The sequence below is a fragment of the Metabacillus fastidiosus NBRC 101226 genome (genome assembly GCF_001591625.1).
Classification (GTDB): Bacteria; Bacillota; Bacilli; order Bacillales; family Bacillaceae; genus Metabacillus; species Metabacillus fastidiosus.
Genome location: NZ_BCVG01000063.1, coordinates 1 through 25,469 on the forward strand (window position 1 = coordinate 1; position 25,469 = coordinate 25,469).

The 25,469-nt window shown below is 34.4% G+C and carries 35 protein-coding genes; 20 read left to right on the forward strand and 15 right to left on the reverse strand.

What is annotated here, in order from left to right; all coding sequences use genetic code 11:
• Positions 1–22 precede the first annotated feature (22 nt).
• On the reverse strand, positions 23–208 hold the full coding sequence (locus BFA01S_RS14320; protein WP_066231842.1) for a hypothetical protein: 186 nt from the start codon (positions 206–208) through the stop codon (positions 23–25).
• A 190-nt stretch (positions 209–398) separates the two neighbouring features.
• On the opposite strand from BFA01S_RS14320, the gene miaA reads away from it, so the two are divergent.
• The 6 genes from miaA to spoVK all read left to right on the forward strand — a co-directional run bounded on the left by miaA (position 399) and on the right by spoVK (position 6,696).
• Complete coding sequence (gene miaA, locus BFA01S_RS14325) at positions 399–1,346, forward strand: tRNA (adenosine(37)-N6)-dimethylallyltransferase MiaA (RefSeq protein WP_066231918.1); 948 nt, start codon at positions 399–401, stop codon at positions 1,344–1,346.
• 27 nt (positions 1,347–1,373) lie between these two features.
• Positions 1,374–1,598, forward strand: a complete 225-nt coding sequence (gene hfq, locus BFA01S_RS14330; protein WP_066231844.1) for an RNA chaperone Hfq — start codon at positions 1,374–1,376, stop codon at positions 1,596–1,598.
• Between the two features lie 77 nt (positions 1,599–1,675).
• Positions 1,676–2,833 carry an endospore germination permease gene (locus BFA01S_RS14335; protein ID WP_156483735.1) on the forward strand — a complete coding sequence of 386 codons (1,158 nt, stop codon included), beginning with the start codon at positions 1,676–1,678 and terminating at the stop codon, positions 2,831–2,833.
• Positions 2,830–4,332 carry a spore germination protein gene (locus tag BFA01S_RS14340; protein ID WP_066231847.1) on the forward strand — a complete coding sequence of 501 codons (1,503 nt, stop codon included), beginning with the start codon at positions 2,830–2,832 and terminating at the stop codon, positions 4,330–4,332. Before BFA01S_RS14335 ends, BFA01S_RS14340 begins: the two co-directional genes overlap by 4 nt.
• Before the next feature lies 1 nt (position 4,333).
• Positions 4,334–5,494, forward strand: a complete 1,161-nt coding sequence (locus BFA01S_RS14345) for a Ger(x)C family spore germination protein (RefSeq protein ID WP_066231851.1) — start codon at positions 4,334–4,336, stop codon at positions 5,492–5,494.
• 227 nt (positions 5,495–5,721) lie between these two features.
• Entirely contained in the window at positions 5,722–6,696 is a 975-nt protein-coding gene (gene spoVK, locus BFA01S_RS14350) for a stage V sporulation protein K (RefSeq protein ID WP_066231853.1), read from the forward strand.
• Positions 6,697–6,722: 26 nt separating this feature from the next.
• Here spoVK and BFA01S_RS14355 read toward each other — a convergent pair whose 3' ends face one another.
• A complete protein-coding gene (locus BFA01S_RS14355; protein WP_066231855.1) occupies positions 6,723–7,355 on the reverse strand; it encodes a trimeric intracellular cation channel family protein in 633 nt (210 codons plus the stop codon).
• 169 nt (positions 7,356–7,524) lie between these two features.
• On the opposite strand from BFA01S_RS14355, the gene hflX reads away from it, so the two are divergent.
• The 4 genes from hflX (at position 7,525) to glnA (ending at position 12,028) form a co-directional block, all read left to right on the forward strand.
• Positions 7,525–8,784: a GTPase HflX gene (hflX, locus tag BFA01S_RS14360; protein WP_066231925.1), complete on the forward strand. Its 1,260-nt coding sequence runs from the start codon at positions 7,525–7,527 to the stop codon at positions 8,782–8,784.
• A gap of 4 nt (positions 8,785–8,788) precedes the next feature.
• Positions 8,789–10,057 (forward strand): methionine gamma-lyase family protein, encoded by a 1,269-nt coding sequence (locus BFA01S_RS14365; RefSeq protein ID WP_066231857.1) that lies wholly within the window; start codon positions 8,789–8,791, stop codon positions 10,055–10,057.
• Positions 10,058–10,146: 89 nt separating this feature from the next.
• Positions 10,147–10,551, forward strand: a complete 405-nt coding sequence (locus tag BFA01S_RS14370) for a MerR family transcriptional regulator (protein ID WP_066231859.1) — start codon at positions 10,147–10,149, stop codon at positions 10,549–10,551.
• Positions 10,552–10,693: 142 nt separating this feature from the next.
• The gene (glnA, locus tag BFA01S_RS14375; RefSeq protein ID WP_066231861.1) at positions 10,694–12,028 is read left to right on the forward strand and encodes a type I glutamate--ammonia ligase; all 1,335 of its coding nucleotides are present in this window, start codon (positions 10,694–10,696) and stop codon (positions 12,026–12,028) included.
• A gap of 108 nt (positions 12,029–12,136) precedes the next feature.
• Here glnA and BFA01S_RS14380 read toward each other — a convergent pair whose 3' ends face one another.
• From BFA01S_RS14380 to BFA01S_RS14395, 5 genes are all read right to left on the reverse strand, one after another.
• Positions 12,137–13,264: a site-specific integrase gene (locus tag BFA01S_RS14380; RefSeq protein ID WP_066231863.1), complete on the reverse strand. Its 1,128-nt coding sequence runs from the start codon at positions 13,262–13,264 to the stop codon at positions 12,137–12,139.
• Between the two features lie 135 nt (positions 13,265–13,399).
• The gene (locus tag BFA01S_RS23745; protein ID WP_430623439.1) at positions 13,400–13,591 is read right to left on the reverse strand and encodes a recombinase family protein; all 192 of its coding nucleotides are present in this window, start codon (positions 13,589–13,591) and stop codon (positions 13,400–13,402) included.
• Positions 13,592–13,593: 2 nt separating this feature from the next.
• Positions 13,594–13,887, reverse strand: coding sequence for a recombinase family protein (locus tag BFA01S_RS23750; RefSeq protein ID WP_066231869.1), 294 nt, complete (start codon positions 13,885–13,887; stop codon positions 13,594–13,596).
• 2 nt (positions 13,888–13,889) lie between these two features.
• Positions 13,890–13,994 carry a recombinase family protein gene (locus BFA01S_RS23755; RefSeq protein ID WP_412758858.1) on the reverse strand — a complete coding sequence of 35 codons (105 nt, stop codon included), beginning with the start codon at positions 13,992–13,994 and terminating at the stop codon, positions 13,890–13,892.
• Positions 13,995–14,636: 642 nt separating this feature from the next.
• Entirely contained in the window at positions 14,637–14,930 is a 294-nt protein-coding gene (locus BFA01S_RS14395) for a hypothetical protein (protein ID WP_066231871.1), read from the reverse strand.
• Positions 14,931–15,303: 373 nt separating this feature from the next.
• Here BFA01S_RS14395 and BFA01S_RS14400 point away from each other — a divergent pair, with 373 nt between their 5' ends.
• The 3 genes from BFA01S_RS14400 (at position 15,304) to BFA01S_RS23300 (ending at position 17,504) form a co-directional block, all read left to right on the forward strand.
• On the forward strand, positions 15,304–16,428 hold the full coding sequence (locus BFA01S_RS14400; RefSeq protein WP_066231874.1) for a DUF262 domain-containing protein: 1,125 nt from the start codon (positions 15,304–15,306) through the stop codon (positions 16,426–16,428).
• A gap of 156 nt (positions 16,429–16,584) precedes the next feature.
• Positions 16,585–17,106, forward strand: coding sequence for a GmrSD restriction endonuclease domain-containing protein (locus tag BFA01S_RS14405; protein WP_066231877.1), 522 nt, complete (start codon positions 16,585–16,587; stop codon positions 17,104–17,106).
• Between the two features lie 302 nt (positions 17,107–17,408).
• Complete coding sequence (locus tag BFA01S_RS23300; RefSeq protein WP_235843033.1) at positions 17,409–17,504, forward strand: hypothetical protein; 96 nt, start codon at positions 17,409–17,411, stop codon at positions 17,502–17,504.
• A gap of 306 nt (positions 17,505–17,810) precedes the next feature.
• Here BFA01S_RS23300 and BFA01S_RS14410 read toward each other — a convergent pair whose 3' ends face one another.
• From BFA01S_RS14410 to BFA01S_RS14435, 7 genes are all read right to left on the reverse strand, one after another.
• Positions 17,811–18,074 carry an excalibur calcium-binding domain-containing protein gene (locus BFA01S_RS14410; protein ID WP_066231881.1) on the reverse strand — a complete coding sequence of 88 codons (264 nt, stop codon included), beginning with the start codon at positions 18,072–18,074 and terminating at the stop codon, positions 17,811–17,813.
• Positions 18,075–18,166: 92 nt separating this feature from the next.
• Positions 18,167–18,778 carry a PH domain-containing protein gene (locus tag BFA01S_RS14415; protein WP_066231887.1) on the reverse strand — a complete coding sequence of 204 codons (612 nt, stop codon included), beginning with the start codon at positions 18,776–18,778 and terminating at the stop codon, positions 18,167–18,169.
• A gap of 12 nt (positions 18,779–18,790) precedes the next feature.
• Positions 18,791–19,831: a YHYH domain-containing protein gene (locus tag BFA01S_RS14420; RefSeq protein ID WP_066231889.1), complete on the reverse strand. Its 1,041-nt coding sequence runs from the start codon at positions 19,829–19,831 to the stop codon at positions 18,791–18,793.
• A 272-nt stretch (positions 19,832–20,103) separates the two neighbouring features.
• Entirely contained in the window at positions 20,104–20,235 is a 132-nt protein-coding gene (locus BFA01S_RS23490) for an ImmA/IrrE family metallo-endopeptidase (protein ID WP_268874873.1), read from the reverse strand.
• A gap of 210 nt (positions 20,236–20,445) precedes the next feature.
• Positions 20,446–20,823 carry a PH domain-containing protein gene (locus tag BFA01S_RS14425; RefSeq protein WP_066231892.1) on the reverse strand — a complete coding sequence of 126 codons (378 nt, stop codon included), beginning with the start codon at positions 20,821–20,823 and terminating at the stop codon, positions 20,446–20,448.
• A gap of 119 nt (positions 20,824–20,942) precedes the next feature.
• Positions 20,943–21,380 (reverse strand): ImmA/IrrE family metallo-endopeptidase, encoded by a 438-nt coding sequence (locus BFA01S_RS14430; protein ID WP_066231895.1) that lies wholly within the window; start codon positions 21,378–21,380, stop codon positions 20,943–20,945.
• A gap of 18 nt (positions 21,381–21,398) precedes the next feature.
• A complete protein-coding gene (locus tag BFA01S_RS14435; protein WP_066231902.1) occupies positions 21,399–21,824 on the reverse strand; it encodes a helix-turn-helix domain-containing protein in 426 nt (141 codons plus the stop codon).
• Positions 21,825–21,995: 171 nt separating this feature from the next.
• On the opposite strand from BFA01S_RS14435, the gene BFA01S_RS14440 reads away from it, so the two are divergent.
• The 5 genes from BFA01S_RS14440 (at position 21,996) to BFA01S_RS14450 (ending at position 23,240) form a co-directional block, all read left to right on the forward strand.
• On the forward strand, positions 21,996–22,256 hold the full coding sequence (locus BFA01S_RS14440) for a helix-turn-helix domain-containing protein (protein WP_066231905.1): 261 nt from the start codon (positions 21,996–21,998) through the stop codon (positions 22,254–22,256).
• Entirely contained in the window at positions 22,253–22,429 is a 177-nt protein-coding gene (locus tag BFA01S_RS22475; protein WP_156483736.1) for a hypothetical protein, read from the forward strand. The genes BFA01S_RS14440 and BFA01S_RS22475 overlap by 4 nt, the downstream gene beginning before the upstream one ends.
• Positions 22,383–22,583: an ORF6C domain-containing protein gene (locus BFA01S_RS22000; RefSeq protein ID WP_082800005.1), complete on the forward strand. Its 201-nt coding sequence runs from the start codon at positions 22,383–22,385 to the stop codon at positions 22,581–22,583. Before BFA01S_RS22475 ends, BFA01S_RS22000 begins: the two co-directional genes overlap by 47 nt.
• A gap of 115 nt (positions 22,584–22,698) precedes the next feature.
• The gene (locus tag BFA01S_RS14445) at positions 22,699–22,944 is read left to right on the forward strand and encodes a helix-turn-helix domain-containing protein (RefSeq protein ID WP_066231908.1); all 246 of its coding nucleotides are present in this window, start codon (positions 22,699–22,701) and stop codon (positions 22,942–22,944) included.
• A 26-nt stretch (positions 22,945–22,970) separates the two neighbouring features.
• Positions 22,971–23,240, forward strand: coding sequence for a group-specific protein (locus BFA01S_RS14450; RefSeq protein ID WP_066231911.1), 270 nt, complete (start codon positions 22,971–22,973; stop codon positions 23,238–23,240).
• A 504-nt stretch (positions 23,241–23,744) separates the two neighbouring features.
• Here BFA01S_RS14450 and BFA01S_RS14455 read toward each other — a convergent pair.
• Positions 23,745–24,563, reverse strand: a complete 819-nt coding sequence (locus BFA01S_RS14455; RefSeq protein WP_066231913.1) for a TIGR02391 family protein — start codon at positions 24,561–24,563, stop codon at positions 23,745–23,747.
• 69 nt (positions 24,564–24,632) lie between these two features.
• Between BFA01S_RS14455 and BFA01S_RS14460 the strand changes: the two genes are divergently transcribed.
• Positions 24,633–24,839, forward strand: coding sequence for a YqaI family protein (locus tag BFA01S_RS14460; RefSeq protein WP_066231916.1), 207 nt, complete (start codon positions 24,633–24,635; stop codon positions 24,837–24,839).
• 105 nt (positions 24,840–24,944) lie between these two features.
• The coding region (locus tag BFA01S_RS14465; protein WP_174521603.1) for a YqaJ viral recombinase family nuclease at positions 24,945–25,469 on the forward strand (525 nt) is incomplete at its 3' end.

The following is a 25,469-nucleotide window of genomic DNA, read 5'->3' on the forward strand; positions in this document are numbered from 1 at the left end:
CTGATAGAAGTTTCACTTTATTTTATCCGTTATGGAACTGCTGCCCAATTTCTTTTTCAGCTAATTCCATATTTGCCGCTTCTAATTCTTTATGTTGGTTAACAGAGTTGCCGGAAATAACTTTTTTATTCGGATAATTTTGATCATTATCAACTGTTATCTGAGCTTCTTTTGGTGCAGAAGACGAGTATTTACCCTCTTTATTCATCGCATAGTCCCCCTTAAAATATTTACTGTCTTATTATGTGTCTATCCTTGTTCTTCTATATATTATTTTATTTTTGCCAATAGTGTTTATAATTTCCGCTTACCGTCCATACTAGACTGGTATTTATATATACCACATGTTAAGATGATTTAATAATAATCTAACTTTGTGAAAGAGTGATCGAAATTTGATGAAGAAAGAGCTTGTTGTTTTAATCGGTCCAACCGCTGTCGGTAAAACGAAGCTTAGCATTGATCTTGCACATAAGCTCAATGCGGAAATTATAAGCGGTGATTCCATGCAAATATATCGCAGGATGGATATTGGGACAGCGAAGATTACGACAGAAGAGATGGAAGGAATTCCACATCATTTAATAGATATTAAAGATCCGGACGAAAGCTTTTCAGTGGCAGAGTTTCAGGAAATAGTAAGACCGTTAATTGATGAAATTCATGCCCGTAATAAGATTCCGATGATTGTAGGCGGTACAGGCCTTTATATTCAGTCTGTTGTATATGATTATCAGTTTGCTGATATCCCGCAAGATCTTGAATACAGACTTGAAATGGATCAGTTTTTAGAGCAAAACGGTGTTGATTTATTACATGCAAAGCTTCAGGAAGTTGATCCGGCTGCAGCAGAAAGAATTCATAAAAACAATAGCAGAAGAGTCATTCGGGCACTTGAGATTTATCATTGCACAGGTCTTACAATGACAGAATACATAGAAAAGCAAGAGCAGGAACAGTTATATAATGCTTCGATTATCGGTTTAACGATGGATAGGGATGTACTGTATGAACGGATCAATAAACGTGTTGATATTATGATGGAGCAAGGAATTGTCCATGAAGTGAACCAGCTTTATGATGATGGAATTAAAGACTGCCAGTCCATTCAGGCAATTGGCTATAAAGAGTTTTACGACTATTTTGATGGACGTGTTACATTGGAAGAAGCGGTTCATAACTTAAAGCAAAACTCAAGAAGATATGCGAAAAGGCAGCTTACATGGTTCCGAAATAAAATGGATGTTACTTGGTTTGACATGACCCCTCCATTACAGTATGAAGAAAAGCTGAATGAAATTTTACATTACGTGGCAGGAAAGCTAAAGTTAAAATCGAATACATAGAGTATAGATAATAGAGGAGGACAAAAGATGAAACAATCGATCAATATTCAGGACCAATTTTTAAATCAATTACGAAAAGATGGCGCATTTGTTACAGTATTTTTAATAAATGGTTTTCAAATTAGGGGACAAATTAAGGGATTCGATAATTTCACAATCCTTTTAGAATCAGAAGGCAAGCAGCAGCTTATTTTCAAACATGCTGTTTCCACATTTTCACCGCAAAAAAATGTTCAGCTTGAACTTGAATAGAGACTTTCAAACGACCATAGCGATATGGTCGTTTTTTATATGAGAAGAAATGAGGATAGAAGAAAAAATTTCAGGAGATGATAAAGAATGGACTAATTTTTAGTTTTCAAAAAGAAGGTGATGAGAAAAAGATGCAGGAAAAAGATACAATAACGGTTTTTCAAATGTCGTTAATTATTATGATGGTTATTGGTTTGCAAAATCATGTTATTGTCATTAGACCGCTTATCCAAACAGCTGGAAGAGATGGGTGGATGTCTGTTTTAATCACAGCTTCTATCACGTTGGTCTGGGGAATATTAATTTTATATATTCAAAAAGGGATGAATCAGGAGCATTTATACAGTTGGTTAAAAAAGCAGGCTGGAAAACCAATTGCTTTTATTCTTTGCTTATTTATTTATATATACTGTGTTATTCTCGTTACTGTTACATTAAAAGAAACAATTACATGGACCAGTATTACATTTTTACAGCATACACCAATCATTATACCGATTATAATGATGATCATTCTTTGTATATTAGCCGCTCTAACTTCTTTAAGAACAATTGCTATTACTACTTTTTTTCTTCTTTTTTTTGTAGTTGTTTTCGGTTTTTTTGTTGCTATTACGAACTTACAGGTAAAGGATTATTCATTGCTGCTGCCGATATTGGAAAATGGATATTTTCCAGTTATTAAGGGAACGGTCTACCCGGGAGCAGGGATGGGGGAATTGTTAATTCTTCTTTTTTTACAACATAGATTTTCAAATAAAATTCGGTATCGAAATATTTTCTGGAATATTATTATTCTCACGATCCTTACAATAGGACCTCTTATTGGAGGAATAATTGAATTTGGTCCAAAAGAAGCTGGAATTCAGCGCTTTACTGCATTTGAAGAATGGGGGCTTGTTTCACTCGGCCGTTATGTTGAACATCTTGATTTCCTATCTATTTATCAATGGTTATCAGGGGCGTTTATTCGGATTACAGTTTTCTTTTTTATTTCAGTGGAAATTTTTTTAATTAAAAATAAAAAATTAAAACTCATTCCGTTATTCTTGATTTCATGTACAGCAATGATAGCTGTAGCTTCTCCAATAAGTGATTTTACTTTCTACAGAATTTTAAAGGATTATATATTGCCTGGAACGTTGAGTTTCTGTTTTCTTCTTTCGTTTGTTTTGACCTTTATTGTTATACGAGCGAATGTACGTAAAAGTGAAAAAAGGGGTCCCGCATCATGAGATGGAAAATGAATTTTGATTTTTTTCGTGAGCGTAATCAGCCGGATCATAATGCAGAACAGAAGTTTGAAATAAATGAAAATAATTTACACCTCTTATTTGATAATTGCTCTGATATTCAATTTCAGCCAATTCAATTTAATGATGTGGATGCAATTCTTTTGTTTTGTAAAGGAATGACTGATGAAAAAGAACTAGGAGTCAAAGTTTTACCTGAAATGAAATCTTTTCTTAGTAAAAATACAGAAGCATCTTTAAAAGAACAGCATAAATTGGAACAGCTTCAAATTAAAGATTTATCAATAATTCATTCAAAAGAGAAGATGATTCAATTAATTTTTTCTGGGTATGGATTGCTGTATTTTAAAAAAATAGGTCTCCTTTTATCATTTGAAATGTCAAATAAACCGAAACGGGCAATTACTGAGACAAGCATGGAAGTATCGATGAAAGGACCAAGAGATAATTTTATTGAAGATATTACAACAAATATGGCATTGATCAGGAAGCGTCTCCCGACAAATTCGTTGCGGTCAGAAGAGGTAACAGTCGGCAAACGTTCAAAAACAGCGATAAATATCGTTTATATGGACGATATTGCAAATAAAGAAGTTCTTGAAAAAGTAAAAAATAAAATAGATCAAATTAATGTTGATGCGATTTACAGCGGTCAGCAGTTAATAGAGTTGATGGAGAAGAAATCCAGTCTCTTCCCAATATATGATTACAGTGCAAGGCCTGATTATATTGTTAAATCACTAATAACTGGGCGTATTCTTTTATTAATTGACGGTTTGCCATATGCAATTATAATACCGGCTAATTTCTTCCTTCTTATAAAGAGTGCTGAAGACTCAGATTTCCCATTTTTATACAGTAGTTTTGAGCGGTTGATTCGGCTGATAGGTCTCCTGCTTGCGGCATTGCTTCCAGGATTTTGGATCTCAGTAACATCTTTTCACCCTAATCAGCTGCCGGTAACTTTACTTGCTACAATAATAGAAAGCAGAAAAGGAATTCCTTTATCAGCAGGACTGGAAGCATTAATGATGCTCGTTTTATTTGAGCTTTTTCGTGAAGCTGGATTAAGACTTCCGGCTCCGATTGGACAAACATTAAGTGTTGTTGGAGGGTTAATTATAGGAGATGCCGCAATCAGGGCAGGATTGACAAGTCCTTCCATGCTTGTTGTTATTGCTGCATCATCTGTTGCGACGTATACATTGACTAATCAAGCGTTAGTCGGTGCATTAACACTTGTTCGTTTTTTTATTTTAATTATTTCTTCCTTCCTTGGTTTTTTTGGATTTTTTCTTTCATTGTTTTTTGTTTTACTTTGGATTGCTAACATACGTGTATTTGGTGTACCTTATCTGGCAATAGGTGCGAATATTAATATTATGGAGATACTTAAATCAATTGTTCATCTGCCTGCTTCAAAAGAGAAACAGCGTATGAAAATATTAAATCCTAAAGATAAGAGCAGAAAGGATTCTTAATATGACAAAATATATTTCATCCTTCCTCTTTTTTTTATTAGTAATTATATTATCAGGCTGTTATGACTCGAGAGCGCCAGAACGGATTGCGTATGCGCATGGAATGGCAATAGATTATAAGGATGGTGAATATATTGTCTATTTGCAGTTAATTAATTACGGTATGCTTGCTAAAAGTGAAGCGAGCGGAGGTGATCAGGATACACCGCCTGATGTTAGAAAAACAGGTAAAGGGAAAAATATTAATGAAGCAATTTTTAATATATATCCGACAGCACAGCAGGAAATATACTTTGGGAATTTATCATTTGTTATTTTAAGTGATCGGCTGCTGAAGGAAAAAGGAATCAAATCAGTTGTTGATATATGGAGCAGATATCCTGAGACGAGGTATCAAATTTATTTCTATACAGGTGATGATATTATTGAGCAAATAATAGCAGTAAAGCCGGTTTTAGATGTTTCAAAATCATTGAATCGGCTTGCTGATCCTAAAAATAGCTTTGAGCAAAATTCCACCACTCCAATTGTAACTTTGAGAGAACTATTAATCGCTCTGAATGAACCAGGACACACTGCTGTTATTCCAAAGGTTTTCCTCACGCATGATGAAGTAAGTCCGCCTATGAAGGCTGTTGATATAGTCGGATTCGATGGAATAACTTTATATAATAATTATAATAAGTTTCTCGGTAATTTAATGTATGAACAAGCTTATGGATATCGATGGATAAACAAGAAATTTTCCCGGACAAATCTTCAGTTGCTTAAAGATAATGAGACGCTGGCAACAGTGATTATTAATGATAAAAAGACAAAAATTACACCAATAATAAGAAATAATAGCTTTCAGTTTAAGATTAAAGTTGAGGTAAAAGGCTCGATTTCTGAAATTGACAAAAATGGAGCGACAGTGGAGGAAATGAAACGTGCAGCAATTGAACAGATTAAAAGTGAAATAATGAGAACATATACACAGGCATTGGAAATGGATGCAGATGTTTATCGTTTATCAGAAGTACTTTATCGAAAGAATCTATCTGTATGGAAACAATACGAGGAAAAAGGGAAAATTCCTTTAGACGATAAATCAATAGATATAGATGTAAAAGTTTTTATAGAAGATGCATGGAAAGATGGTTTAAGAAGAAGTGGGGAATAAGGTAAAGCATTCCTTTATTTAACTTCTTAAGAATGAAATTCCTTTATTACGATCTGTTTTCATTCTTAACTTTTTTTAAATGATGGGGCTAATTTAAAAAGAGTCGGAATATAAATAAAAGAATGATTATTTCTCGGGAAAGCGCAGGAATATACATATTTCTAGCGTTTTCACCATCTTTGTCGAATGCAATAAGCTTTGCTTGATGGAATGTGAGGTGATTACCTTTGGAGAAAGACCGTGCGGTTACGTTTAAAACGAATGGACAAATAAATATTATTTTAAATAACCAGAGTAAAGAAATAAGCGAAGTGAATGATTCACGCAGTTATGATTTGAAAATTCCGAAAGTAGAAGAAAAACATACAATATTAAAAGAAATTGAAGAAGAGATGGAAACGCTTGTCGGCATGGATGAGATGAAACAGATGATGAAAGAAATTTATGCCTGGATTTTTATTAATAAGAAGCGGGAAGAAGAAGGTTTAAAAGCAGGGAAACAAGCGCTTCATATGATGTTTAAAGGTAATCCAGGAACTGGAAAAACAACGGTTGCAAGATTAATTGGGAAATTATTTTACCGGCTTGATGTGCTGTCAAAAGGACATTTAATCGAAGTAGAACGGGCAGATTTAGTCGGTGAATATATCGGTCATACTGCACAGAAAACGAGGGAGTTAATTAAAAAGGCAATTGGAGGAATTCTGTTTATTGATGAGGCATATTCGCTGGCGCGAGGTGGAGAAAAAGATTTCGGGAAAGAAGCGATCGACACGCTCGTAAAGCATATGGAAGATAAGCAGCATGAATTTGTTCTTATACTTGCAGGTTATCCGAGTGAAATGGATCATTTTCTATCCTTAAATCCGGGTTTATTATCAAGATTTCCGCTTGTTGTGGACTTTCAGGATTATTCAGTTGATGAGTTAATGGAAATATCTTTACGTATGATTAACGAAAGACAATATAAATTCAGCAGGGAAGCAAAACTGAAGTTGAAAGAACATCTTACTATGATTAAAAATACAGTGTATCCTACAAAATTCAGCAACGGGCGCTATGTCCGAAACATTATTGAAAAATCGATACGCCGTCAGGCAATGCGTTTATTATTATGCGATCAATATGGACGGGAAGATTTAATTACGATAAAAGCAGAAGATTTAGTATTGAAGGAGGGGAAAGGTGGAAATATTTCCTGAAAAAGGACCTCTTTTGAAAAAGAGGTCTAATTTTTTGTATGAAGCTTTTTCCCTTTTCTTTGGAAAAAAGAACGATTTGGCAGGCTCCATTTATATGTATAGGATAATACACGTAAAATAACGATAACAACACATAAACTGTAAAGTTCGAACGGTGTGGAAATAAATTCGTAGCCGATTGCAAGCCCGGCAAGAATTGCCCAAAAAGCATAAATTTCCGCCCGAAGCACTAAAGGCTTTCTTCCCGCCAATAAATCGCGGATAATTCCGCCTCCGCTTCCAGTTAAGACAGCGGCAACGACAGCAGCGCTAATTGGATGTCCCATTTCGACTGCATATAATGCTCCCTGAACAGCAAATGCAGCAAGACCGATCGCATCGGTGAAATTTCCCCAAGTCCGCCAATGCTTTAACAGCATTTTGGGAAAGAGGAAGACGACTGTCATCGCAAATAAAGCAATATGAAATAAAAGTTCCTGTTCCCATAGTACAGTAATAGGAACACCGATTAAAAGATTCCGAATGGCTCCTCCTCCGAATGCAGTTACAGCTCCTAAAATATAAACACCTAAAATGTCATACTCCTCTTCCATTGCAACGATTGCCCCGCTGATGGCAAATGCAATCGTTCCAATGACATTGAGAACATCCCATGTCATATATGTAACTCCTTTATAAAAATATTCACTATAGCTCATCATATTAAATGCGGTTAGTAGAATAGTCAATGATTGTTTAGGAAAAACAATAATAATTAGAGAAGTAGAAAAATATTTGGTATGATAACAAAATAGATGAAAAAGGGAAGTGAGTATTATATTACAAGAGATGAATGCTGAAAGGGAATCGGTACTATTAGTGGGCTGCCAGCTTCCGCATATTTCAGATGAACGTTTTGAATATTCATTGGATGAATTGGCTTCTTTAACGAAAACAGCGAACGGCGAAGTACTCGTCAGACTTTCGCAAAAAAGAGACCGTGTACATTCCGCTACATATATTGGAAAAGGAAAAGTAGAAGAACTAGGGCAATTATTAGAAGAAACTGAAGCGGATGTCGTCATTTTTAATGATGAACTGTCACCAAGCCAGTTAAAAAATCTATCAACATTACTAGATGTGAAAGTGATTGACAGGACACAGCTTATTTTAGATATTTTCGCGCAGCGGGCGAGGTCAAAAGAAGGGAAATTGCAAGTAGAGTTAGCACAGCTGCAATATATGCTTCCGCGTCTCGTTGGACAAGGTATTGCGCTATCACGTCAAGGCGCAGGAATCGGGACAAGAGGACCTGGGGAAACACAGCTTGAGACAGATAGACGTCATATTAACCGCAGAATACATGAAATAAAACAGCAGCTCGCTACAATCGTCAGCCACCGAAATCGCTACCGTGAGCGCCGTAAAAAAAATCAGGCATTTCAAATTGCGCTTGTCGGTTATACGAATGCAGGAAAATCCACTCTTTTTAACAGATTAACAGCAGCGGGCACCTTTGAAGAAAATCTGCTTTTTGCGACGCTCGATCCCATGACAAGAAAAATGAGCCTGCCATCTAAATATGAAACACTTTTAACAGATACGGTTGGATTTATTCAGGACTTGCCGACGACTTTAGTCGCTGCCTTTCGTTCCACACTTGAAGAAGTGAAGGAAGCAAATTTAATTTTACATATTGTCGACAGTTCAAATGAAGATTATATTAACCATGAAAAAACGGTGTACAAACTGCTTGAAGAGCTGGAAATAACGGAAATCCCAATTTTGACTGTTTATAATAAAAGGGATGAGATGACACCGTCCTTCGTTCCTTCACCAAAAGAGGAGCATCTTTTAATAACAGCTTTCGATGAAGAGGATTTAAAAAAATTATTAAATAAAATGGAAGCGATTGTAAAAGAAACGATGGATCATTATGCAGCAGAAATCCCGGCAGGTAATGGAAAGCTGTTATCTTTATTAAAATCTGAGACATTAATTAATGAAATGAATTTTTCTGAGGAGAAGGAATGTTATATCGTGGATGGCTTTGTTTTGCCGTCTCATAATGTTTTAGCCCAGCTGAAAATGTATACGAGAGAGGATTAGGGGAATGTTTAGTAATTTAAAAAATGGCGGGAAAATTGCTCCGCTCGTACAACAAGTAGAAGAACAGATAAAAGAAATACATGCGGCAATTGACCGCAGAATCGAAGCGAATCAGTTCCGTGTATTAAAAAGTTTCCAAAGTCATCGTGTAAGTGACTCACATTTCATTCCAACAACAGGATATGGGTATGATGATATGGGAAGAGATACACTCGAAGAAATATATGCTGAGGTACTGGGAGGAGAAGCGGGGCTCGTCCGTCCGCAGATTATTTCCGGGACACATGCGATTTCAACATCTCTGTTCGGTGTGCTTCGTCCGGGTGATGAGCTTATTTACATCACGGGAAAACCGTATGATACACTGGAAGAAATCGTTGGTATTAGAGGAAATGCAAGCGGCTCTTTAAAAGACTTTCATATTGATTACCAGACAGTCGATCTTAAAACAGATGGAACAGTTGATTTTGATAGTGTGAAAGCGGCCATTTCAAGTAAAACAAAAGTAATCGGAATCCAGCGCTCAAAAGGGTATGCGACGCGCCCATCCTTTACAATAGCGGAAATAAAAGAAATGATTGATTTCGTGAAATCGATTAAAGAGGATGTCATCGTTTTTGTTGACAATTGCTACGGGGAATTCGTTGAAGAGCTTGAACCATGTCATGTCGGTGCGGATTTAATGGCTGGGTCTCTTATTAAGAACCCTGGCGGCGGCATTGTGAAAACAGGCGGCTACATCGTTGGTAAGGAAGAATATGTGGAAGCTTGCGGCTATCGTCTAACATCACCGGGAATTGGAAGAGAAGCAGGGGCTTCATTATACAGCCTACAGGAAATGTACCAGGGATTCTTTTTAGCTCCGCATGTTGTTGGTCAGTCACTAAAAGGAGCTGTTTTCACAGCTGCCATTTTAGAGAAACTCGGCCTGAATACGAATCCGAGCTGGGATAGTGTGCGCACTGATTTAATCCAGTCTGTTCAATTTGAAAATGCGGATATGATGGTTGCGTTTTGTCAGGCAATTCAATATGCTTCCCCAATTAACTCACATGTGACACCGTATCCGAGCTATATGCCGGGATATGAGGATGATGTCATTATGGCAGCAGGAACATTCATTCAAGGTGCAAGCATCGAATTAACAGCTGACGGTCCCATAAGACCGCCGTATGTCGCTTATGTACAAGGCGGTTTAACGTATTCCCATGTGAAAATTGCTGTCTGCTCTGCAATCGATTCTATTATCGAACAATCTTTTGTAGAAATTTAACATGTTACATTATCTAACATCCATTGACACTTTTTTTATGATTAAATATAATAAATTTAATGATTAGGATTGAAGGAGAGAAAAGTGTCATGAGTGATATGATCCGACGCTCAATGCCATTGTTCCCAATTGGAATTGTCATGCAGTTAACAGAATTAACAGCGAGACAAATTCGTTATTATGAAGAAAATGACTTGATTTCACCAGCAAGAACGGAAAGCAATCGCAGACTTTTTTCTTTTAAAGATGTAGATAAGCTCCTGGAAATAAAAACATTAATTGATGAAGGCGTGAATTTAGCAGGAATAAAGAAAATTTTCGCCCGAAATCATATGGATGAGGAAGCTCTGTCTAGTGAGAAGCTGCAAAAAGCAGAGAAATCACAGCTATCAGACGCAGAACTGCGCAAATTGCTCAAATCTGAACTTACCCATTCAGGTCGCTTTCCTAAAACAACGTTGCGCCAAGGTGATATGTCAAGGTTTTTTCAATAAAGTGAAGCTTCCATCAGTGCAAATGATGTATATACACTGCTTGATGGCAAGCTGAACCAATCGGACAGTTAAGGGCAGTCTCACAGTATTGAGCCCAGTTAAGAGCAGGACAAATTTTTCGATTTAAGAGAGGTGCCTCATCATGGCAAAGTATACGAAAGAAGATATTGTAAAATTAGTAAATGAAGAAAATGTAAAATATATTCGTCTACAATTCACAGATATTCTTGGCACAATTAAAAACGTAGAGCTTCCTGTCAGTCAATTACAAAAAGCACTTGATAATAAAATGATGTTTGACGGCTCCTCTATTCATGGATTCGTTCGTATTGAAGAATCTGATATGTATTTATACCCTGATTTAGATACATTCGTTATTTTCCCATGGACAGCAGAAAAAGGAAAGGTATGCCGTTTTATTTGTGATATTTACAATCCTGACGGAACACCGTTTGCCGGGGATCCTCGTAATAATTTAAAGAGAATTTTAAAGGAAATGGAAGAGTTAGGATTCACAGATATGAATGTCGGTCCTGAACCGGAGTTTTTCTTATTTAAATTAGATGAAAAAGGCGAACCGACTCTTGAATTAAATGATAAAGGCGGTTACTTTGACCTTGCACCGACGGACTTAGGTGAGAACTGCCGTCGTGATATCGTATTAGAGCTTGAGGAAATGGGCTTTGAAATCGAAGCCTCCCATCATGAAGTGGCACCTGGACAGCATGAAATTGATTTCAAATATGCGAATGCTCTGCAAGCATGTGATGAAATTCAAACATTTAAACTCGTTGTAAAAACAATTGCCCGTAAACACGGACTGCATGCAACATTTATGCCGAAACCATTGTTCGGTGTCAACGGTTCTGGAATGCACTGCAATATTTCTCTATTCAAAAACGGAGAAAATGCCTTTTTTGATCCGGGTGCTGACTTGCAGTTAAATGAAACGGCGAAACAATTTATTGCAGGTATTATTAAACACGCACCGAATTTTACAGCGGTAACGAACCCGACTGTAAACTCATATAAACGATTAGTACCAGGATATGAGGCACCTTGCTATGTGGCATGGTCTGCACAAAACCGAAGCCCGTTAATCCGAATCCCGGCATCAAGAGGATTAAGCACACGTGTAGAAGTTCGAAGCGTAGATCCTGCAGCGAATCCGTATCTTGCAATGGCAGTTCTTCTTGCATCAGGTCTTGACGGAATCAAAAACAACCTAACACCGCCGGATGCAGTGGACAGAAATATTTATGTCATGACTAAAGAAGAACGAATTGAAAATGGAATTACCGATCTCCCGGAAACACTTGCACAAGCACTGGAAAACTTAAAAACAGATGAGATCCTAATCAATGCATTAGGCCAGCATTTATATGAACATTTCTTAGAGGCGAAAGAGATCGAATGGGATATGTTCCGTAAGCAAGTGCATGAGTGGGAAAGAGAGCAGTACATGTCAATGTATTAAGTAGTTTAAACCGTTGGGACTATTAGGTTCTAACGGTTTTTCTAAATGATTTTAAAATAGGCTTGTTGGTCAAAAGACTAAGCTTGACCATATTTTGACCAACAAATTTTACTCGATTTCCTTCATGTATGAATCGAACTTCTCGATAGAACGTGTTTCAATTCGTTTTGACATATGGGCATAAATGTCTGAAGTGACCTGCATACTATGATGACCAAGACGTTCTTGGACCATTTTCATATCAGCACCAGCTTCTAATAACATTACGGCATGAGTATGTCGTGTGGAGTGTATAGGTAGCCTTGGAGCACCTATTTTTTCTAAACATGTTCTAAAAATATTATATAGTGTTGATTTTGGTAAAGGAGATCCATCATCTCTGCAAAAAACTAGATTAAGCTCGTGTTGATATAAATCACCTAAATTTAATTTACGTTCATTTTGATACTTTAGATGAGCTTGTAGTTTCATCATATAAGATTTTCGTATTTTAATTACACGTTCAGAACTATAACTTTTAGTATCTCCAAAAAGCTCATCATCTTCATCTGGTTGGAAATCTAGAGTTTGGTCAATACTAATCGTTTCTTCTTTCCAATTTATCTTGGACCATTGGATCGACGCTGCTTCACCTTTTCTTAAACCACTTTCGAACAGACATTCAAAAAATAAACCATAGATGTTTGATCTTCTATAAGCTTCTTGTAAGAATGGAGTAACGAATTTAGGTTCTAAATATTTTAACTGCTTTACTTCTCTTCGAACGATTTTAACACCTTCACATGGATTTTTTTCAATATAGTTATTGATCACAGCACGCTTATAGGCTTGATTTATAGTATTATGAATTCGCTTAGCAGTTTCTGTTGAAAGACCAGCTTCAAGTTTGTCATTAATAAACTTTTGATACATTAAAGGTTTTAAATCCTTTAGATCAATGTTACCGAAATAGGGGATAGCATGACTTTCCACAACATATCGATAAGTCCTGATGGTATTTTTTCTTAATTTACCATCTACATATTCTTCAAGCCAGGTTCTTAAATAATTAGCAAGACCAATTTCACCTTGTTCATAACCATTTAAACTAGATTTCTCTCTATCTATTGCGGCGATCTGTGCTTCTTTTTTTGTTCTAAAACCTCCTTTGGAGTATTCCTTTTGTTTATTTGTAAAAGGATCTCTTACAGTAATTCGATATTGCCATGTGTCGCCCCTTTTTCTGAAACTCGCCATATTAATCACTCCTTGTTTAAACGATAATATTAAGTCCATTTAAGTCATTTAGGGTTGTATTTATTTATTCGTCTCTTCTTTGAAGCCACTTTTAAAAAATGGCATTAAAACGATGTGTGTAAGAATCTTTTACAATTAGACATGATACCCAGCTGTATTTAATTCACTTGCGATTTTGCGCATTCCTTTACCAGATAAATATAGATTAAATATTTTCCTTATAATTTCTGCTTCTTTCTCATTTACTATAAGTTCTCCTTCTACAAGATCATAACCTTGAGGTGGGAGACTAATAACCCATTTGCCTTCACGAGCTTTTTGTTCCATACTCATACGGACACGTTCAGATAAGTTTTCCCTTTCGAATTGTGCACAAGTGTTATAAACATTCTTCCTATAGCTGAGGTAGTATCATAAACTTCAGTGGAGCTTTTAAACTTACAATTATGTTTATCAAATATTTCTAGTAATTTATATAGGTCGAGAACAGACCTTGTTAATCGGTCTAATTTGTAAACAAGTACACAATCTATTAAGCCTTGCTCGATATGCTTAATCATACGCTTTAGATTAGGCCTATTCATGTCTTTTGCACTTATCCCATCAAATCCACTACTTCCCATCCTTAGGAGACACAGTAAGCTTTTAGACGCTCGGTTTGGGCACGGATGGAGTAACCTTCCTTTGCCTGTTCTTCTGTACTTACCCTTATGTATAGTGCTGTCCGCATTGTTATCACCTCGTATTAATTATGGTTGAGAATATGGTATAGGGGAGGGGAGATAAAATACAATATATAGGAATATACGTTCTATTTAATTGTAAATTAAAACCTTTTGAATTAAAAGGGGCGAGGGAGAAATATATGCAGTTTAAATGTAATTTTTTGAAGTCTTAATTATTGCCTTGAAATAAAGTTTGATTAAAAGGTCTGGATGATATGTAGGATTTTTTTTGTTTCGCAATCGGGTCAGATTGTTGAATAATAATTAGTAGTTGATTTGGATATTTATATGAATAAATAGAGATTGTGAAGGAATGTACTTAAAGTAACGGGCAGGTTAATGAAATAAAGATATACTCACTAATCTACAAAATGTTACAGTTATTGGTAGAGGTGGCAGGGTGGGTATTTTTCTTTTTACTGTCATTCACATATTGATAGGATTAGCCTTAATTTATTTTTATGGAAAATTGTTAAAGGCGCTTACGGTATTTCTATCTGTGTTTTTTATTATGAGTTTTCTTTATTGGGGAACAATTTTAATAAATTCGTTGTTAAGCTAATGGGTGCTTTAGTGAAAAAAAGACTGTCTTTTTGAGGGTTCTCTTTTGGTGAGATTAACACGAATACATTTTTGTAAAGTGCCTGTTACTTATTTATAGAGTTATTATTGCTCTCATCATGATTTTTGGAAGTTGTTTTGTCATCGACTTCAGCCCCTTCTACAATCTGGTTACCAATAGCACCGACTGAAACACTGCCTATTACACTACCAATTAGTCCAAATTGAGCACCTATCATAGCATCCGCAATGGCTCCATTAAGAGCTCCTGCTGCTTCACCCAAGTCATTCGTACCTTGATTAGCATTACTACCAGCTTGATTGTTGCCACTTTCTTCTACATTTCCACCAAAGTTATTACTTTCGTTACTCTGATTCATCTATTTACTTCCTTGTTTATTAATGGGGAATATGCTAAGGATGAAAACATACCGTCCTAAACATATACTACCCAGCTGAAGTAGTTTTACTCACTATATGTTGGTTCAAGATATGGTTGTTTTATCAGCAACCATTTTTTCTTGTTCAACTAACGGATACTTTTCTTTAGCATCTGTGGGTCTTTTATCTTACATAATGATCTTCTAGAATAGGAGCGTTTCTTTGATAAGGAATGCGTCTTATTTCTCATATATAACAACATTTTTGTGAATATTTACTTTTCTCATAGAATGAAGTAGTCTAAAAGTATGGGATGTTATAATTCCTAATTTTTATCATAATCTACTTGTGAAATAAGAAGGGGAAGAAAAAATGAATTTCGAAGCAACGAGTGATACCATAAAAGGTTTATTTACATCTACAAGAACATATAAAATTCCAAGATTCCAACGTGATTTTTCTTGGGATCAAAATAATTACAATGAATTTTTAAATGATATGTTATCACAAATATCATTTAATCCCGATACTACTAAATTTGAAACTTCACAATACTTTTTAGGTAATATGTTATTTTTAGGAGGAAAAGATAAAGATTTAGTTGAAGTTGTAGATGGTCAACAAAGATTGACTACAGCTACAATATTATTAGCAGCATTAAGAAATTCATTGTATGATGTAAAAGACAAGGAAATATATGGTGATACACAAATGATGGCAGCTTGTAATTATGCTGATACTATACAAAATGAGTATTTAATTAAAAAAATTGATGGTTATCCACAAAGGAAAGTAGAAACAACTTCTAGTTATCCATATTTCACGCAAACTATTCAAGACTATCATACTAAAAATGGTGAAGTTGAGCCTGCTACAGAAGAAGAAGAACTACTAAAAAAAACATTTGAGTTCTTTTTAAAAGAATTAAAAGAAGACGCTTTTTTAAAAAAAATTTCGAAATTGTATCAATACCAGTTTAAAACCGATAATTATATTGAAGGTTTAAAAGCGTTAAGAGATCAATTATTAAAGTCGGAAATAATCGATGTGTTTGTTTCAGAAAAAGAACAAGCTAATAAAATTTTTGAAAATATAAATTCTAAAGGTAAGCCACTTTCAAAGGTGGATTTAATAAAAAACTCTATTTTTAGCAGAATTGGTACTACTGATGGTGGAGTTGATGAAATCTCGGATACTTGGAATGCTTTTAAACATCAAATTGTAGATTTAGATACTACTTTCAATGAATTTTTCCTACATTATTGGAAGGCTGTATATCCAGAAGATAGTGCAAATGGAAATAATTTATATAAAAAGTTTCTTAAAAGATTTGGTACAAGTACAGATCAAGAACTTAAAAGTTTTGTTAAAGAGCTGAAACAAGGGTTAGAATTTTATAAAACAATTGTAGAACCAGATAGAAATCAATTTACGAGAAAGGAGTTAAAAGCAGAATTAGAATATTTAGTAGCGATAAATAGATTTAAAGGCGTATAGGTACGTCCAGTTTTACTCTCTTTATATATCACTAATGCAAAGCTAGGCAATAAGAAATTACCTCAAAAGGAGAAAACTTCATTCTTACAGTTTTTAAGTAATTATCATTTTGCAGCATTTGGAACAAATTTAAAAATTAGGTCTAATAAAGCTACAATGCCGTATAAAAAATTTTCACAAAATATTTCTAATGCTGAGACAAAAAATGAAATTAAATCAGCGATTTCAGAGTTAAGAAAAGAGTTATTAAAGCTTATACCGAAAGAAAATTTTCTTAAGGCATTTGGTTATTTAGAATTTTCTAAGGAAAAAGCAAGAAACGGTTTAGAAGCCTTTCCTGCTGCCTATGCTATTAAACAACTAGCTAATATGATGGATAATAGAAGATCTGAAGATGATGAATATTCTATAGAGCATATTTTAGATGAATCGTTAGGTAATACTAAAAATATTGGCAATTTAATAGTACTGGAAGAAAAATATAATGGAGAAGTGAATGAAGAGAAAAAACGAAACAAAGACATGATATCATTTGAACAAAAGAAATTGATATATTTAAAGAGTAAATATATCATGGTCCAATCATTATGTGAAAATTATACTGGGTTTACTAGAGAAGATGTATCTAAAAGAGCTAATGAGTTAGCAAATTCTTTTTGGGATTCATTTTTCATGTAGAGAAAATCTTCATTGTACATACTCTCAACATTTTATTATAAACACATTCTCAAATAGGTGTTATAATCAAAAATCCGAAGATCTATGGGAAGAATTATGTAATTAACATAATATTAATAATATATATTTTTGACTAGATAAAGAATATATTTGTCTAGTCATCATTTTTTATCAATTATGCTGATGGTTTTAATTTTATTTTACTCAATGGTCGTAATTGGTTACGAGCCAAAAAGAGAAAACGGGATATCTCAACGCTGCTACTTCTAAAAGGTGGAGAAAACAGAACCCACTCTGTCCACATTTATCAATTTGATAATTCCGAAATTGAACGTAATCTTGCATTTCGTAATTACTTGTTGTCACATCCAGTTGCTGCAAAAATTATGGAGAATTAAAAGAGAATTTTTCCAAATGTTTTCTCTATGACATTGAATCCTACATTAAAGGCTAGGAACAGTTAGTCTTGGAGTTTGAACGAAAAGCAATGGCTTGGTGGTATCGAAGCACCAAGTAGCTTTTATAAAAACTAAATCTAATGTTTAATTCACCCACGCCTTTTAATCAATCTTTTTCAAAATGCGTGGTTTTTTTCTTTTATAAAATCAACATTCGTAACAATCGTTTAATCAGGTGATAAATCAATTCAACTGTGATTGATCAGTAGTTAAAAAAAGCCCTCGAGAGGGCTAATTCTTTATTATTTATTTCTCACAAGCAATTCCGTCTTTATCTCTATCCTTTGATTTATTTGCATTGTAAAGATCGGCTGAAACAGTAGGGGTATTCTTTGTTTTTCCACCTTTATTTTTAACTTTTGAATCTTTAGCAACTTCGCCTTTATATTCTTTGTTTAATTCTGTACAGTTTTTATAAGACTTTGCAGCTGCATCAGTAGAAGAAGGGGAGACAACGGAAACTCCTAAAATTAAAGATAATGATAAAATAGCTGTTTTTCCACGTTTCATAATAAATTAACTCCTTTTGTTATATGTTGGTGTATAGTTAATCTCATAAATTTAATATTTGTTTTAATAGAGAAGAAACTCTCTATATTTCTCTAAACTTTTGAAGCTTTTGAAAGAAGGATATTACCGATTCGTTTCATTTGCTCTATATCGAATATTTCATCGAATTCTAAACGTCTTTTTCCATATTGTATTTTCAATCCACGTTCTAATAGCCCATCTTTAAACCAATTAACATTAATGATTGTCTGATAACGGAACTTGTCCATATAATTTAAATTTTTCGTTAAAAAGAGGACTCGTTTATTAGTTGCTATTAAGTAACCTTTGATTTCCTGTTTACTAGATTTATCATACTCGCAATAAATAAAGGTAAGAATCTTTTCACCGTTTTCTAAAACTTTTTGACCAAGAGCTTGAAAGAATGACTTGTTTTTCTTTATTTCATTTATTTCGTACTGAGTAAATGGTTTGGATGTATCGTCCATTAGATTTGAGAGTAATTCTTCCATTTCTCTACGTTCTTGTTCAATTTGCTCTTGTTTTCGTTTTTCTTGTTCTTCTTTTTTCTTTTTAATTTCTTCTTCTTGTTTAGATCTAAAATCACTAACTTTTCGTTTAACGACTTCCGGTTCTTGCTTTTTTGTCAGAAACTTAATAAAAACATCTTCAACTTTATAACAAATAGTACGATAGATTCCCACGTTTCTTCTCCTTTAACTAATTGTCTTTTTAGCTACATAAAAACGACGAGCTAACCATCCTAAGACTACTATCCCTAAACCGCCTGCAGCTTGTGCGTTTTCTTTTTGATTTTCTTGAGCACCAATTTCATAATAATGTTTAAAGATAACTTCTGATTTGGTATATTGTTCAGGAACTATGTAATCCTCACCGTTCTTTCCTAAATTAAAGGCAGTATCTTGAATTTCTTTTACTTCATCATTGGCTGTAAAACCTTCTTTATACCAGTCTATAAATTTTTCATTTTTTAGAGCAGGTTTTTTATACTTCAACGTCGTGAAGGCAGCTTCGTAACCCTTGTCATAATATTGCTGTTTTAATTCCTCTTGTGCCTTTTCATAGCCTTCCTGATATGCTGTTATATAAATTTCCTTAGTATTTTTAAGTTCGTTATTAACATCTTTTATTCCATCGTTGTACCCTAAAATATTAAATTTTTCTTTCTCAGATTCTTCTCTTTCAGTAACAGCCTTATTAAAGCCGTCTTCGAAAGAAACTTTTAGGGGTTCATGCTTTGCAACAGTGTCAGGAATTTCAATATTGTCTTGGTTTTTTCCTAAATCATAACCTTGCTTATTAGCTGATATTTTTTCAGCTTCTAACTTTTTCATCCCTTCATCATAGCCTTTAAGATAACCAGTTTCATAGCCCTCTACATAAGCATCTGTACCAGATCCAACGTCATTTTTAACTGCATCTGCATAACCATCTGTATAACCAGTCTGATAACCTTCTTTTTCACCTTGGGTTTGTTCTTGTGCAGCAATTTCTTCAGGAGAGGGACCACTTGATTCGACTACAGATGAAGAAGAGCTTGATGATGAATCTCCTCCACTACTGGAACTTGAGCCACCATTATGAGTATGATACTCACCGGTACTATATCCCCACTTAGCACAATTTGTGCGACAAGTATGTCCGCCATTTCCATCCGTTCTTCCAGGATGAGCGTATACTGAATCTGAAATTCCTAGAGTTAAAAGTATTAAAATGATAATAGCTAGATTTTTCATGCCTTCCTCCTAGTAAAATATTCAAGAAAATATATGTATAAATGGGCTTGTAACCCAGTAATACCTAAAATAAAAACACGTAATAAATAACGTGAGTAATTTGGCTAATGTAAATAGTACTAGATGTATATTAAAAAAATTTAAGGAATAATAATTCTTTAAGAATTCCATAAATTTTATATGTCAGTATACTAGTGCCTCAATATTCTTCTAATTTATCATTGAGGGACAAAAGTTTAACTGCAAATCTATTAGCTTCCTTTTCTATTTTTTCAATAGGAAAGAGGATGTGTTTCTTTAAAAAATGTGTTTACTTTCGGATGAAGTATAGCATGTTCTAATTCATGCATGCAATCGAAATTTTTTATGTTTTCACTAATAGTTTCATTTTTTATTCTAGCCATTCAATACTTCCCACATTACCTTTAACATTAATAAAGCCATCACTCAGTACTGATAAATCTAATTAGATAAGTAAGTTAAAAGAAAAGCCCTGAAGAGGGCTTTATTTGTCTTCTAATGTGAATTCTAATTTTGTTCTGTTCCTAATACTTCATTAATTGGATCAACAGCATCATCTACAATTTCATATAGCCAAATCAAAAACAGGTTAATTATCTGCAAACCGCAGCTAATAATTTTTGAATATCATAAATGCTGTTATCTTTTCTAAATTGTTTAGAGATCGCAGGTAATTGAGCACCTGAAATCCATATTTTTAATTCAGCATCTGCATCAAGAAGTCCAGCCGTCTCTATACTGAAATGAGAAATACTTTTGAAAGGGATGGAATGATACTCAATCTTTTTACCTGTTATCCCTTGTTTGTCTACTAATAAAAGGCGTTTATCAGTGAAAACTATCAAGTCCCTAATTAGCTTAAATGCAACATCTATTTCCTCACCATTAACTAAAATCTGCTCTAGTTCTTTCTTTATTTCTTCTTTATTGACAGAAGAGGCATTTCCTAAAAGACCGTCTAATAACCCCATAATAATCCTCCTGAATTCATAATTTATGTATAAATGGGCTTAGTGCCCAGTAATACCTAAAATAAAAACACGTCTTAAACGTGATTATATTGACTAGTGTAAATAAAATTAGGTGAAAATTATAAAATTTTTTTGAGATGCGATAACTCTTTAGGTATACCATGCATCTCACATATTTGTTGTATAGATAGGTTAGTGTTTTGATAATCTAATAGATTTTTATCTGGAAGTAACAATTCAACAGCAAATATGTTAGCTTCTCGCTCTATTTTATCAATAGAGAGTAGGGTACCTTTCTTTAGAAAAGGTGTATTTAATTTAAAATGTAATTCAGCATGGCCTAATTCATGGGCACACGTATAAAGTTTTTCATCTTCACTTAAATTGGAATTTATATAAATAAATTTATTTCTTCTTATAAATTTATAGAAGCCAAGTATATCTTCATGAAGGTCATATTCACAGACATGAATATTTTTCGATGCTGCAATTTCATATGGATTATTAGTATCATATTTCTTTATCAAATCAGTAGTAAGTGCTTTGATCCAACCCATATTCATCTCCCTTAAAGTCTATTTTTCGTCCCTATACTTTTTGGGGGTATATTTTTTATTTGTAAGAGTGGCAATACGTTCAGCATGCTCAAGAGCTGCTAGTAAAGATTCAATTGCTTCTTCACTCATTGGTTCTCCTCTGAAGTTTAAACCGTCACCATCTGAGTTAGCTTCTATTAAATCTTTTCTCATTTTGTCTATTCGTTTCGCTATATCACGTTCATCTTTTTCTATTAGACCATTAGGATTTTCAGTTCTACCTAATATGTATTCTGTACTTGTTTCCAGTACATCGGCTAATCTCTGGAGAGTTTCTGTATCAGGTGTTCTATTTCCATTTTCATAACCTGAAATAGAAACTTTAGTTACGTTTATTTGTTTACCTAGTTCTTCTTGAGTTAACCCTTTTTCTTTGCGCAATTTTCTAATACGGTCTCCAAACACTGACACATCACCTCATTTCTAGAACTAATTATATGTTAACAAATAGTTAATTTAAAGATTTTATAAAATTAGTTAACTAAAAAGAAACTTTTTTCTAAAAAACACTTGAAAGTTAACTAAGTGTTAATTATAATGAGGTTAACCTCAAGTTAACAGAGAGGAGGGATACAAGTGTCACTTGTAAAATTAAAGAATATCCGCATAAATCAAGGGCTAACTTGTCAGCAAGTTGCTGATAAAGTATATATTTCTAAAGAATATTACTGGATGCTTGAAAATGGTAAGCGCCGATTAACTTATGAATTAGCTGTTAAAATTGCAAAAGTTTTCAATGCGAGTCCTGATTATATTTTTTTAGATAATAAGTTAACTACAAGTGAACAGAACCAACCTGAAAGGTTAGTTAATAAAAACAAAGGAGGCTATTTATGAAAAAATTCAAAGGTCCATCCAAAGAAGCATGGCGTCTAGCACTTAGTTTCTTAATGAAAACTTCTGTCCCTCTTGTAGTTGCAGAGAAGCAGAAAGAGCAAGAAAAATCCAAGGAGGTGCTGACTAATGAATCAATTGCAAAAAGTTGTTGCAACAAGAGTTTACGAGATTGAAAGTAATCCATCACTGCGTCCTAAATTATTTAAAGAAATCTATCGTGAAATTAAAGATCGATTCGGTGTAGCGAGCCATAAAGATGTAAAGCGCATGGAGTTACAATTGGCTCTTTGCTACATAGAGAATTGGATACCAAGAAGGGTTTTATAATGTATCTTCTTTATAGAAATATTTTACAGATTTCGCACTCGAAAAACTGTTCCGAATTGGAAATTGTTCCACTTTCGAACTGTTCCATATTGGAACAACGAGAGGGGGTGACGGGGTGAGATTCGGAGCTATTCTCAGAAAGACACGTTTGAATGCGGGTTTTAGTCAGGAGAAACTTGCGGAAAGACTTCATATGTCACGGAGTTGTATCTCGAAACTTGAGAATGACAAAAAGACATTGGATGCAGCTACTATGATTCGGTGGTTTCAAAATACGCAAGCACATGATGCTTTGGTTGCTTTAGTTTATCAAGTTGATATTGCATCTGTTGCTCAAAATGTAGCGTCATTAATTAGTTAATTTACACATAAGAGGAGGCTAACAATATGATCGCAATTCAACTAGATAAAAACGAAATTGAACAGCGCTTCTTGGAAGAGTTAAGAAAACATCTGGATGCTATTGAAAGTCGTATTTTGTTTTGGGATATGAAAGAGTTATGTCGCCAAACAAATATGAGTGAGCCCTTTGTGAAGGAACAATTCTTCTATGATCCTCGATTTCCAAAATATAAGGTCGGTCGCAAATGGGTTATCCCAGCTCGTGAAGCAGAAAAGTTTTTAATGCAATGGTTAAGTGAACAGTCAACCTATTAGAGAAAGGGGTGGAAGTATTGAAGATTAAACCGAGAGAATGGTTGCAGATGAACGAGATTGATAAGTTTATAAGCATTTACGATGCCTTCTTGATCAATTGGAAAAAGAGACGAGAAGACATGAAAAAACAGCTGTGCGGGAACACAACTGCTTAGTAACACATTCGGTTGATTCAATTTTAACACTCTATATGAGTAATGACAAGGACCTTGTCTTTGTCATCATGGCTAGGAAGTAAGCCTTTCCCCCTTAAAGGTTTTGCGATCTGCTTCCTGGTCGTGATGATGCAGACGAGCATCAGAAAGAAGGTGAGATATATGTTTGAAAACAAAAAGCAAATTATAAATTCAATTGAAGAAAATTGTCGGCTATTAAACGAGGCTTTAGAAGCCGAGCTTAGAAAGAGCCACAATGATTGTCCAGTCATAATAAGTGAAAGATGTATTGATCTGATCAAAATGACTATTCAATATACTGAATTATATCTAGAAATACAAAGTGAAACTAAGGTAGATATCTTACACAAGAGCACTTGTCTAGTTGGCGATGAGCCAATGAAATAAGTATGAATGCAGTTATAGCATCATTCTCGCTTTTATCATTAAATAACTTTGGGGAATGGGCTGTTGGATTACGGTATATATAGCAAATGGAACTTAAAAGTGATTTCAATCCCATGTATTGACTTCGTTCATCATTTGTTTTGAGAAAGTTTTCATCTATAACAATGGAAGGATTTTTGATATTAAAAGCATCATTTATAAGTGAATTTCCATCTAAGGATGAATTTGTTAGGATACGTAATCTCTCTAATACACTTTTACTAGCTTCAAAAATAGCATGAAAGTAATTTTCGTTTAAAAGCTCAGGTGAACAATATTTAATTACATGGTCATGAATGCCATGAGCTGTCAGCTTCTCCATTAATCTTTGGGAACGTTGTACAGCTTCTGTAAAGGTTGTAGTTGCTTTGACAGAAGTAATCTTTCCACTATCAGTTAGTTCGTAACCATAAAAGCCTAATATAAAATTTATAGATTTTAGATTCTTATTCCAAATATCATCTAAATTATGAAAATTAACTGGAGTCATTATTTCTTCGATTAGTTGGAATAGAGGCTGTGCTGATTGTTGTTTCTTTATCTCATAAATCATAGAGGCTTCTAATCTTTTACGTTTTGTACTAATTAGTCTAATACCACTTTCTGTGTCGTGATCTTTCCAATTGTACTTGGCTAAAATATTGGTGATTTGGCTACCAGTAACTAAATCTCCAAGTATTTCGGTAGTTTTTTCAATACAAGCATTATCGATTTTTTTCATAAATTCTTCCTCCCTCTTTAGACCTATTTCGACAGAGGGAGAGGGAAACCTTTAAAGGAGGTGAGATATATGAGAGATCATCCAGTAATTAAAGCAATGGAAAGGACAGGTTTTTCTAACATGGTAGCTCAAGTAGAACACGTTGGAATTGACTATTTTGATCATGAAATTCTTGTAGGCGATGACATTGTGGAATTTGACGGTGAAGTCATTTTACAAGATAACTTGGAACGTTATTTATCAGAAGTTTTAGGATTTGAATTTAAAACGGCATGAAAAAAAGCCCACCGTGCAGGGTGAGCTTTGAAAGGTGAGTTATAACTAACAATTTCTTCTATCATAAGTCACCTTCTCTAAAAAATCAATATGGAGGTTATGAAAATGCAGGCAGCTGTTTTAACTTCAACTGTAGATATGGACCGTGATCAATGGTTGGAAGCAAGGAAGAAAGGCATTGGAGGTTCAGATGCTTCTATTATTCTCGGATTAAATAAGTGGAAAACTCCTTTTGAATTATGGCTTGAAAAAACGGGACAAGTTATCACGGAAGAAATTCAAAGTGATGCAGCATACTTCGGAAACCAGTTAGAAGACCTAGTCGCAAAAGAGTTTGAAAAGCGAAGTGGGAAGAAAGTTCGTAGAAGGAATGCAATCTTACAGCATCCTAAACATGACTTCATTATCGCAAATGTGGACCGTATGGTAGTCGGTGAAAAAGCAGTACTGGAGTGCAAAACTACTTCGGCCTATAACGCTAAGGAATGGGAAAGTGAAGAAATTCCGGAGAGCTATATTATTCAATTGCAACATTACTTAGGTGTTTTGGGACCTGAGTATGAAAAAGGATATTTCGCAGTACTAATTGGTGGTAATAAATTTGTCTGGAAAGAAATTGAGCGTGATGAT

What these genes read in the sequence shown, in the direction of transcription:
- glnA (WP_066231861.1), top strand. Translation starts at nt 10,694, where the DNA reads ATGGCAAAGTATACGAAAGAAGATATTGTAAAATTAGTAAATGAAGAA.
- BFA01S_RS14400 (WP_066231874.1), top strand. Translation starts at nt 15,304, where the DNA reads ATGAATTTCGAAGCAACGAGTGATACCATAAAAGGTTTATTTACATCT.
- BFA01S_RS14430 (WP_066231895.1), bottom strand. Translation starts at nt 21,380, where the DNA reads ATGGGTTGGATCAAAGCACTTACTACTGATTTGATAAAGAAATATGAT.
- BFA01S_RS23750 (WP_066231869.1), bottom strand. Translation starts at nt 13,887, where the DNA reads ATGGGAAGTAGTGGATTTGATGGGATAAGTGCAAAAGACATGAATAGG.
- BFA01S_RS22000 (WP_082800005.1), top strand. Translation starts at nt 22,383, where the DNA reads ATGAATCAATTGCAAAAAGTTGTTGCAACAAGAGTTTACGAGATTGAA.
- BFA01S_RS14380 (WP_066231863.1), bottom strand. Translation starts at nt 13,264, where the DNA reads ATGGCGAGTTTCAGAAAAAGGGGCGACACATGGCAATATCGAATTACT.
- BFA01S_RS14395 (WP_066231871.1), bottom strand. Translation starts at nt 14,930, where the DNA reads ATGAATCAGAGTAACGAAAGTAATAACTTTGGTGGAAATGTAGAAGAA.
- BFA01S_RS14450 (WP_066231911.1), top strand. Translation starts at nt 22,971, where the DNA reads ATGATCGCAATTCAACTAGATAAAAACGAAATTGAACAGCGCTTCTTG.
- BFA01S_RS14455 (WP_066231913.1), bottom strand. Translation starts at nt 24,563, where the DNA reads ATGAAAAAAATCGATAATGCTTGTATTGAAAAAACTACCGAAATACTT.
- BFA01S_RS14370 (WP_066231859.1), top strand. Translation starts at nt 10,147, where the DNA reads ATGAGTGATATGATCCGACGCTCAATGCCATTGTTCCCAATTGGAATT.
- BFA01S_RS14405 (WP_066231877.1), top strand. Translation starts at nt 16,585, where the DNA reads ATGCCGTATAAAAAATTTTCACAAAATATTTCTAATGCTGAGACAAAA.
- BFA01S_RS14410 (WP_066231881.1), bottom strand. Translation starts at nt 18,074, where the DNA reads ATGAAACGTGGAAAAACAGCTATTTTATCATTATCTTTAATTTTAGGA.
- miaA (WP_066231918.1), top strand. Translation starts at nt 399, where the DNA reads ATGAAGAAAGAGCTTGTTGTTTTAATCGGTCCAACCGCTGTCGGTAAA.
- BFA01S_RS14460 (WP_066231916.1), top strand. Translation starts at nt 24,633, where the DNA reads ATGAGAGATCATCCAGTAATTAAAGCAATGGAAAGGACAGGTTTTTCT.
- hfq (WP_066231844.1), top strand. Translation starts at nt 1,374, where the DNA reads ATGAAACAATCGATCAATATTCAGGACCAATTTTTAAATCAATTACGA.
- BFA01S_RS23755 (WP_412758858.1), bottom strand. Translation starts at nt 13,994, where the DNA reads ATGCGGACAGCACTATACATAAGGGTAAGTACAGAAGAACAGGCAAAG.
- BFA01S_RS23745 (WP_430623439.1), bottom strand. Translation starts at nt 13,591, where the DNA reads ATGGAACAAAAAGCTCGTGAAGGCAAATGGGTTATTAGTCTCCCACCT.
- BFA01S_RS14335 (WP_156483735.1), top strand. Translation starts at nt 1,676, where the DNA reads ATGATAAAGAATGGACTAATTTTTAGTTTTCAAAAAGAAGGTGATGAG.
- BFA01S_RS22475 (WP_156483736.1), top strand. Translation starts at nt 22,253, where the DNA reads ATGAAAAAATTCAAAGGTCCATCCAAAGAAGCATGGCGTCTAGCACTT.
- BFA01S_RS14420 (WP_066231889.1), bottom strand. Translation starts at nt 19,831, where the DNA reads ATGAAAAATCTAGCTATTATCATTTTAATACTTTTAACTCTAGGAATT.
- BFA01S_RS14320 (WP_066231842.1), bottom strand. Translation starts at nt 208, where the DNA reads ATGAATAAAGAGGGTAAATACTCGTCTTCTGCACCAAAAGAAGCTCAG.
- BFA01S_RS14365 (WP_066231857.1), top strand. Translation starts at nt 8,789, where the DNA reads ATGTTTAGTAATTTAAAAAATGGCGGGAAAATTGCTCCGCTCGTACAA.
- BFA01S_RS14425 (WP_066231892.1), bottom strand. Translation starts at nt 20,823, where the DNA reads ATGGGGTTATTAGACGGTCTTTTAGGAAATGCCTCTTCTGTCAATAAA.
- BFA01S_RS23490 (WP_268874873.1), bottom strand. Translation starts at nt 20,235, where the DNA reads ATGGCTAGAATAAAAAATGAAACTATTAGTGAAAACATAAAAAATTTC.
- BFA01S_RS14345 (WP_066231851.1), top strand. Translation starts at nt 4,334, where the DNA reads ATGACAAAATATATTTCATCCTTCCTCTTTTTTTTATTAGTAATTATA.
- BFA01S_RS14355 (WP_066231855.1), bottom strand. Translation starts at nt 7,355, where the DNA reads ATGACATGGGATGTTCTCAATGTCATTGGAACGATTGCATTTGCCATC.
- hflX (WP_066231925.1), top strand. Translation starts at nt 7,525, where the DNA reads ATGAATGCTGAAAGGGAATCGGTACTATTAGTGGGCTGCCAGCTTCCG.
- BFA01S_RS14340 (WP_066231847.1), top strand. Translation starts at nt 2,830, where the DNA reads ATGAGATGGAAAATGAATTTTGATTTTTTTCGTGAGCGTAATCAGCCG.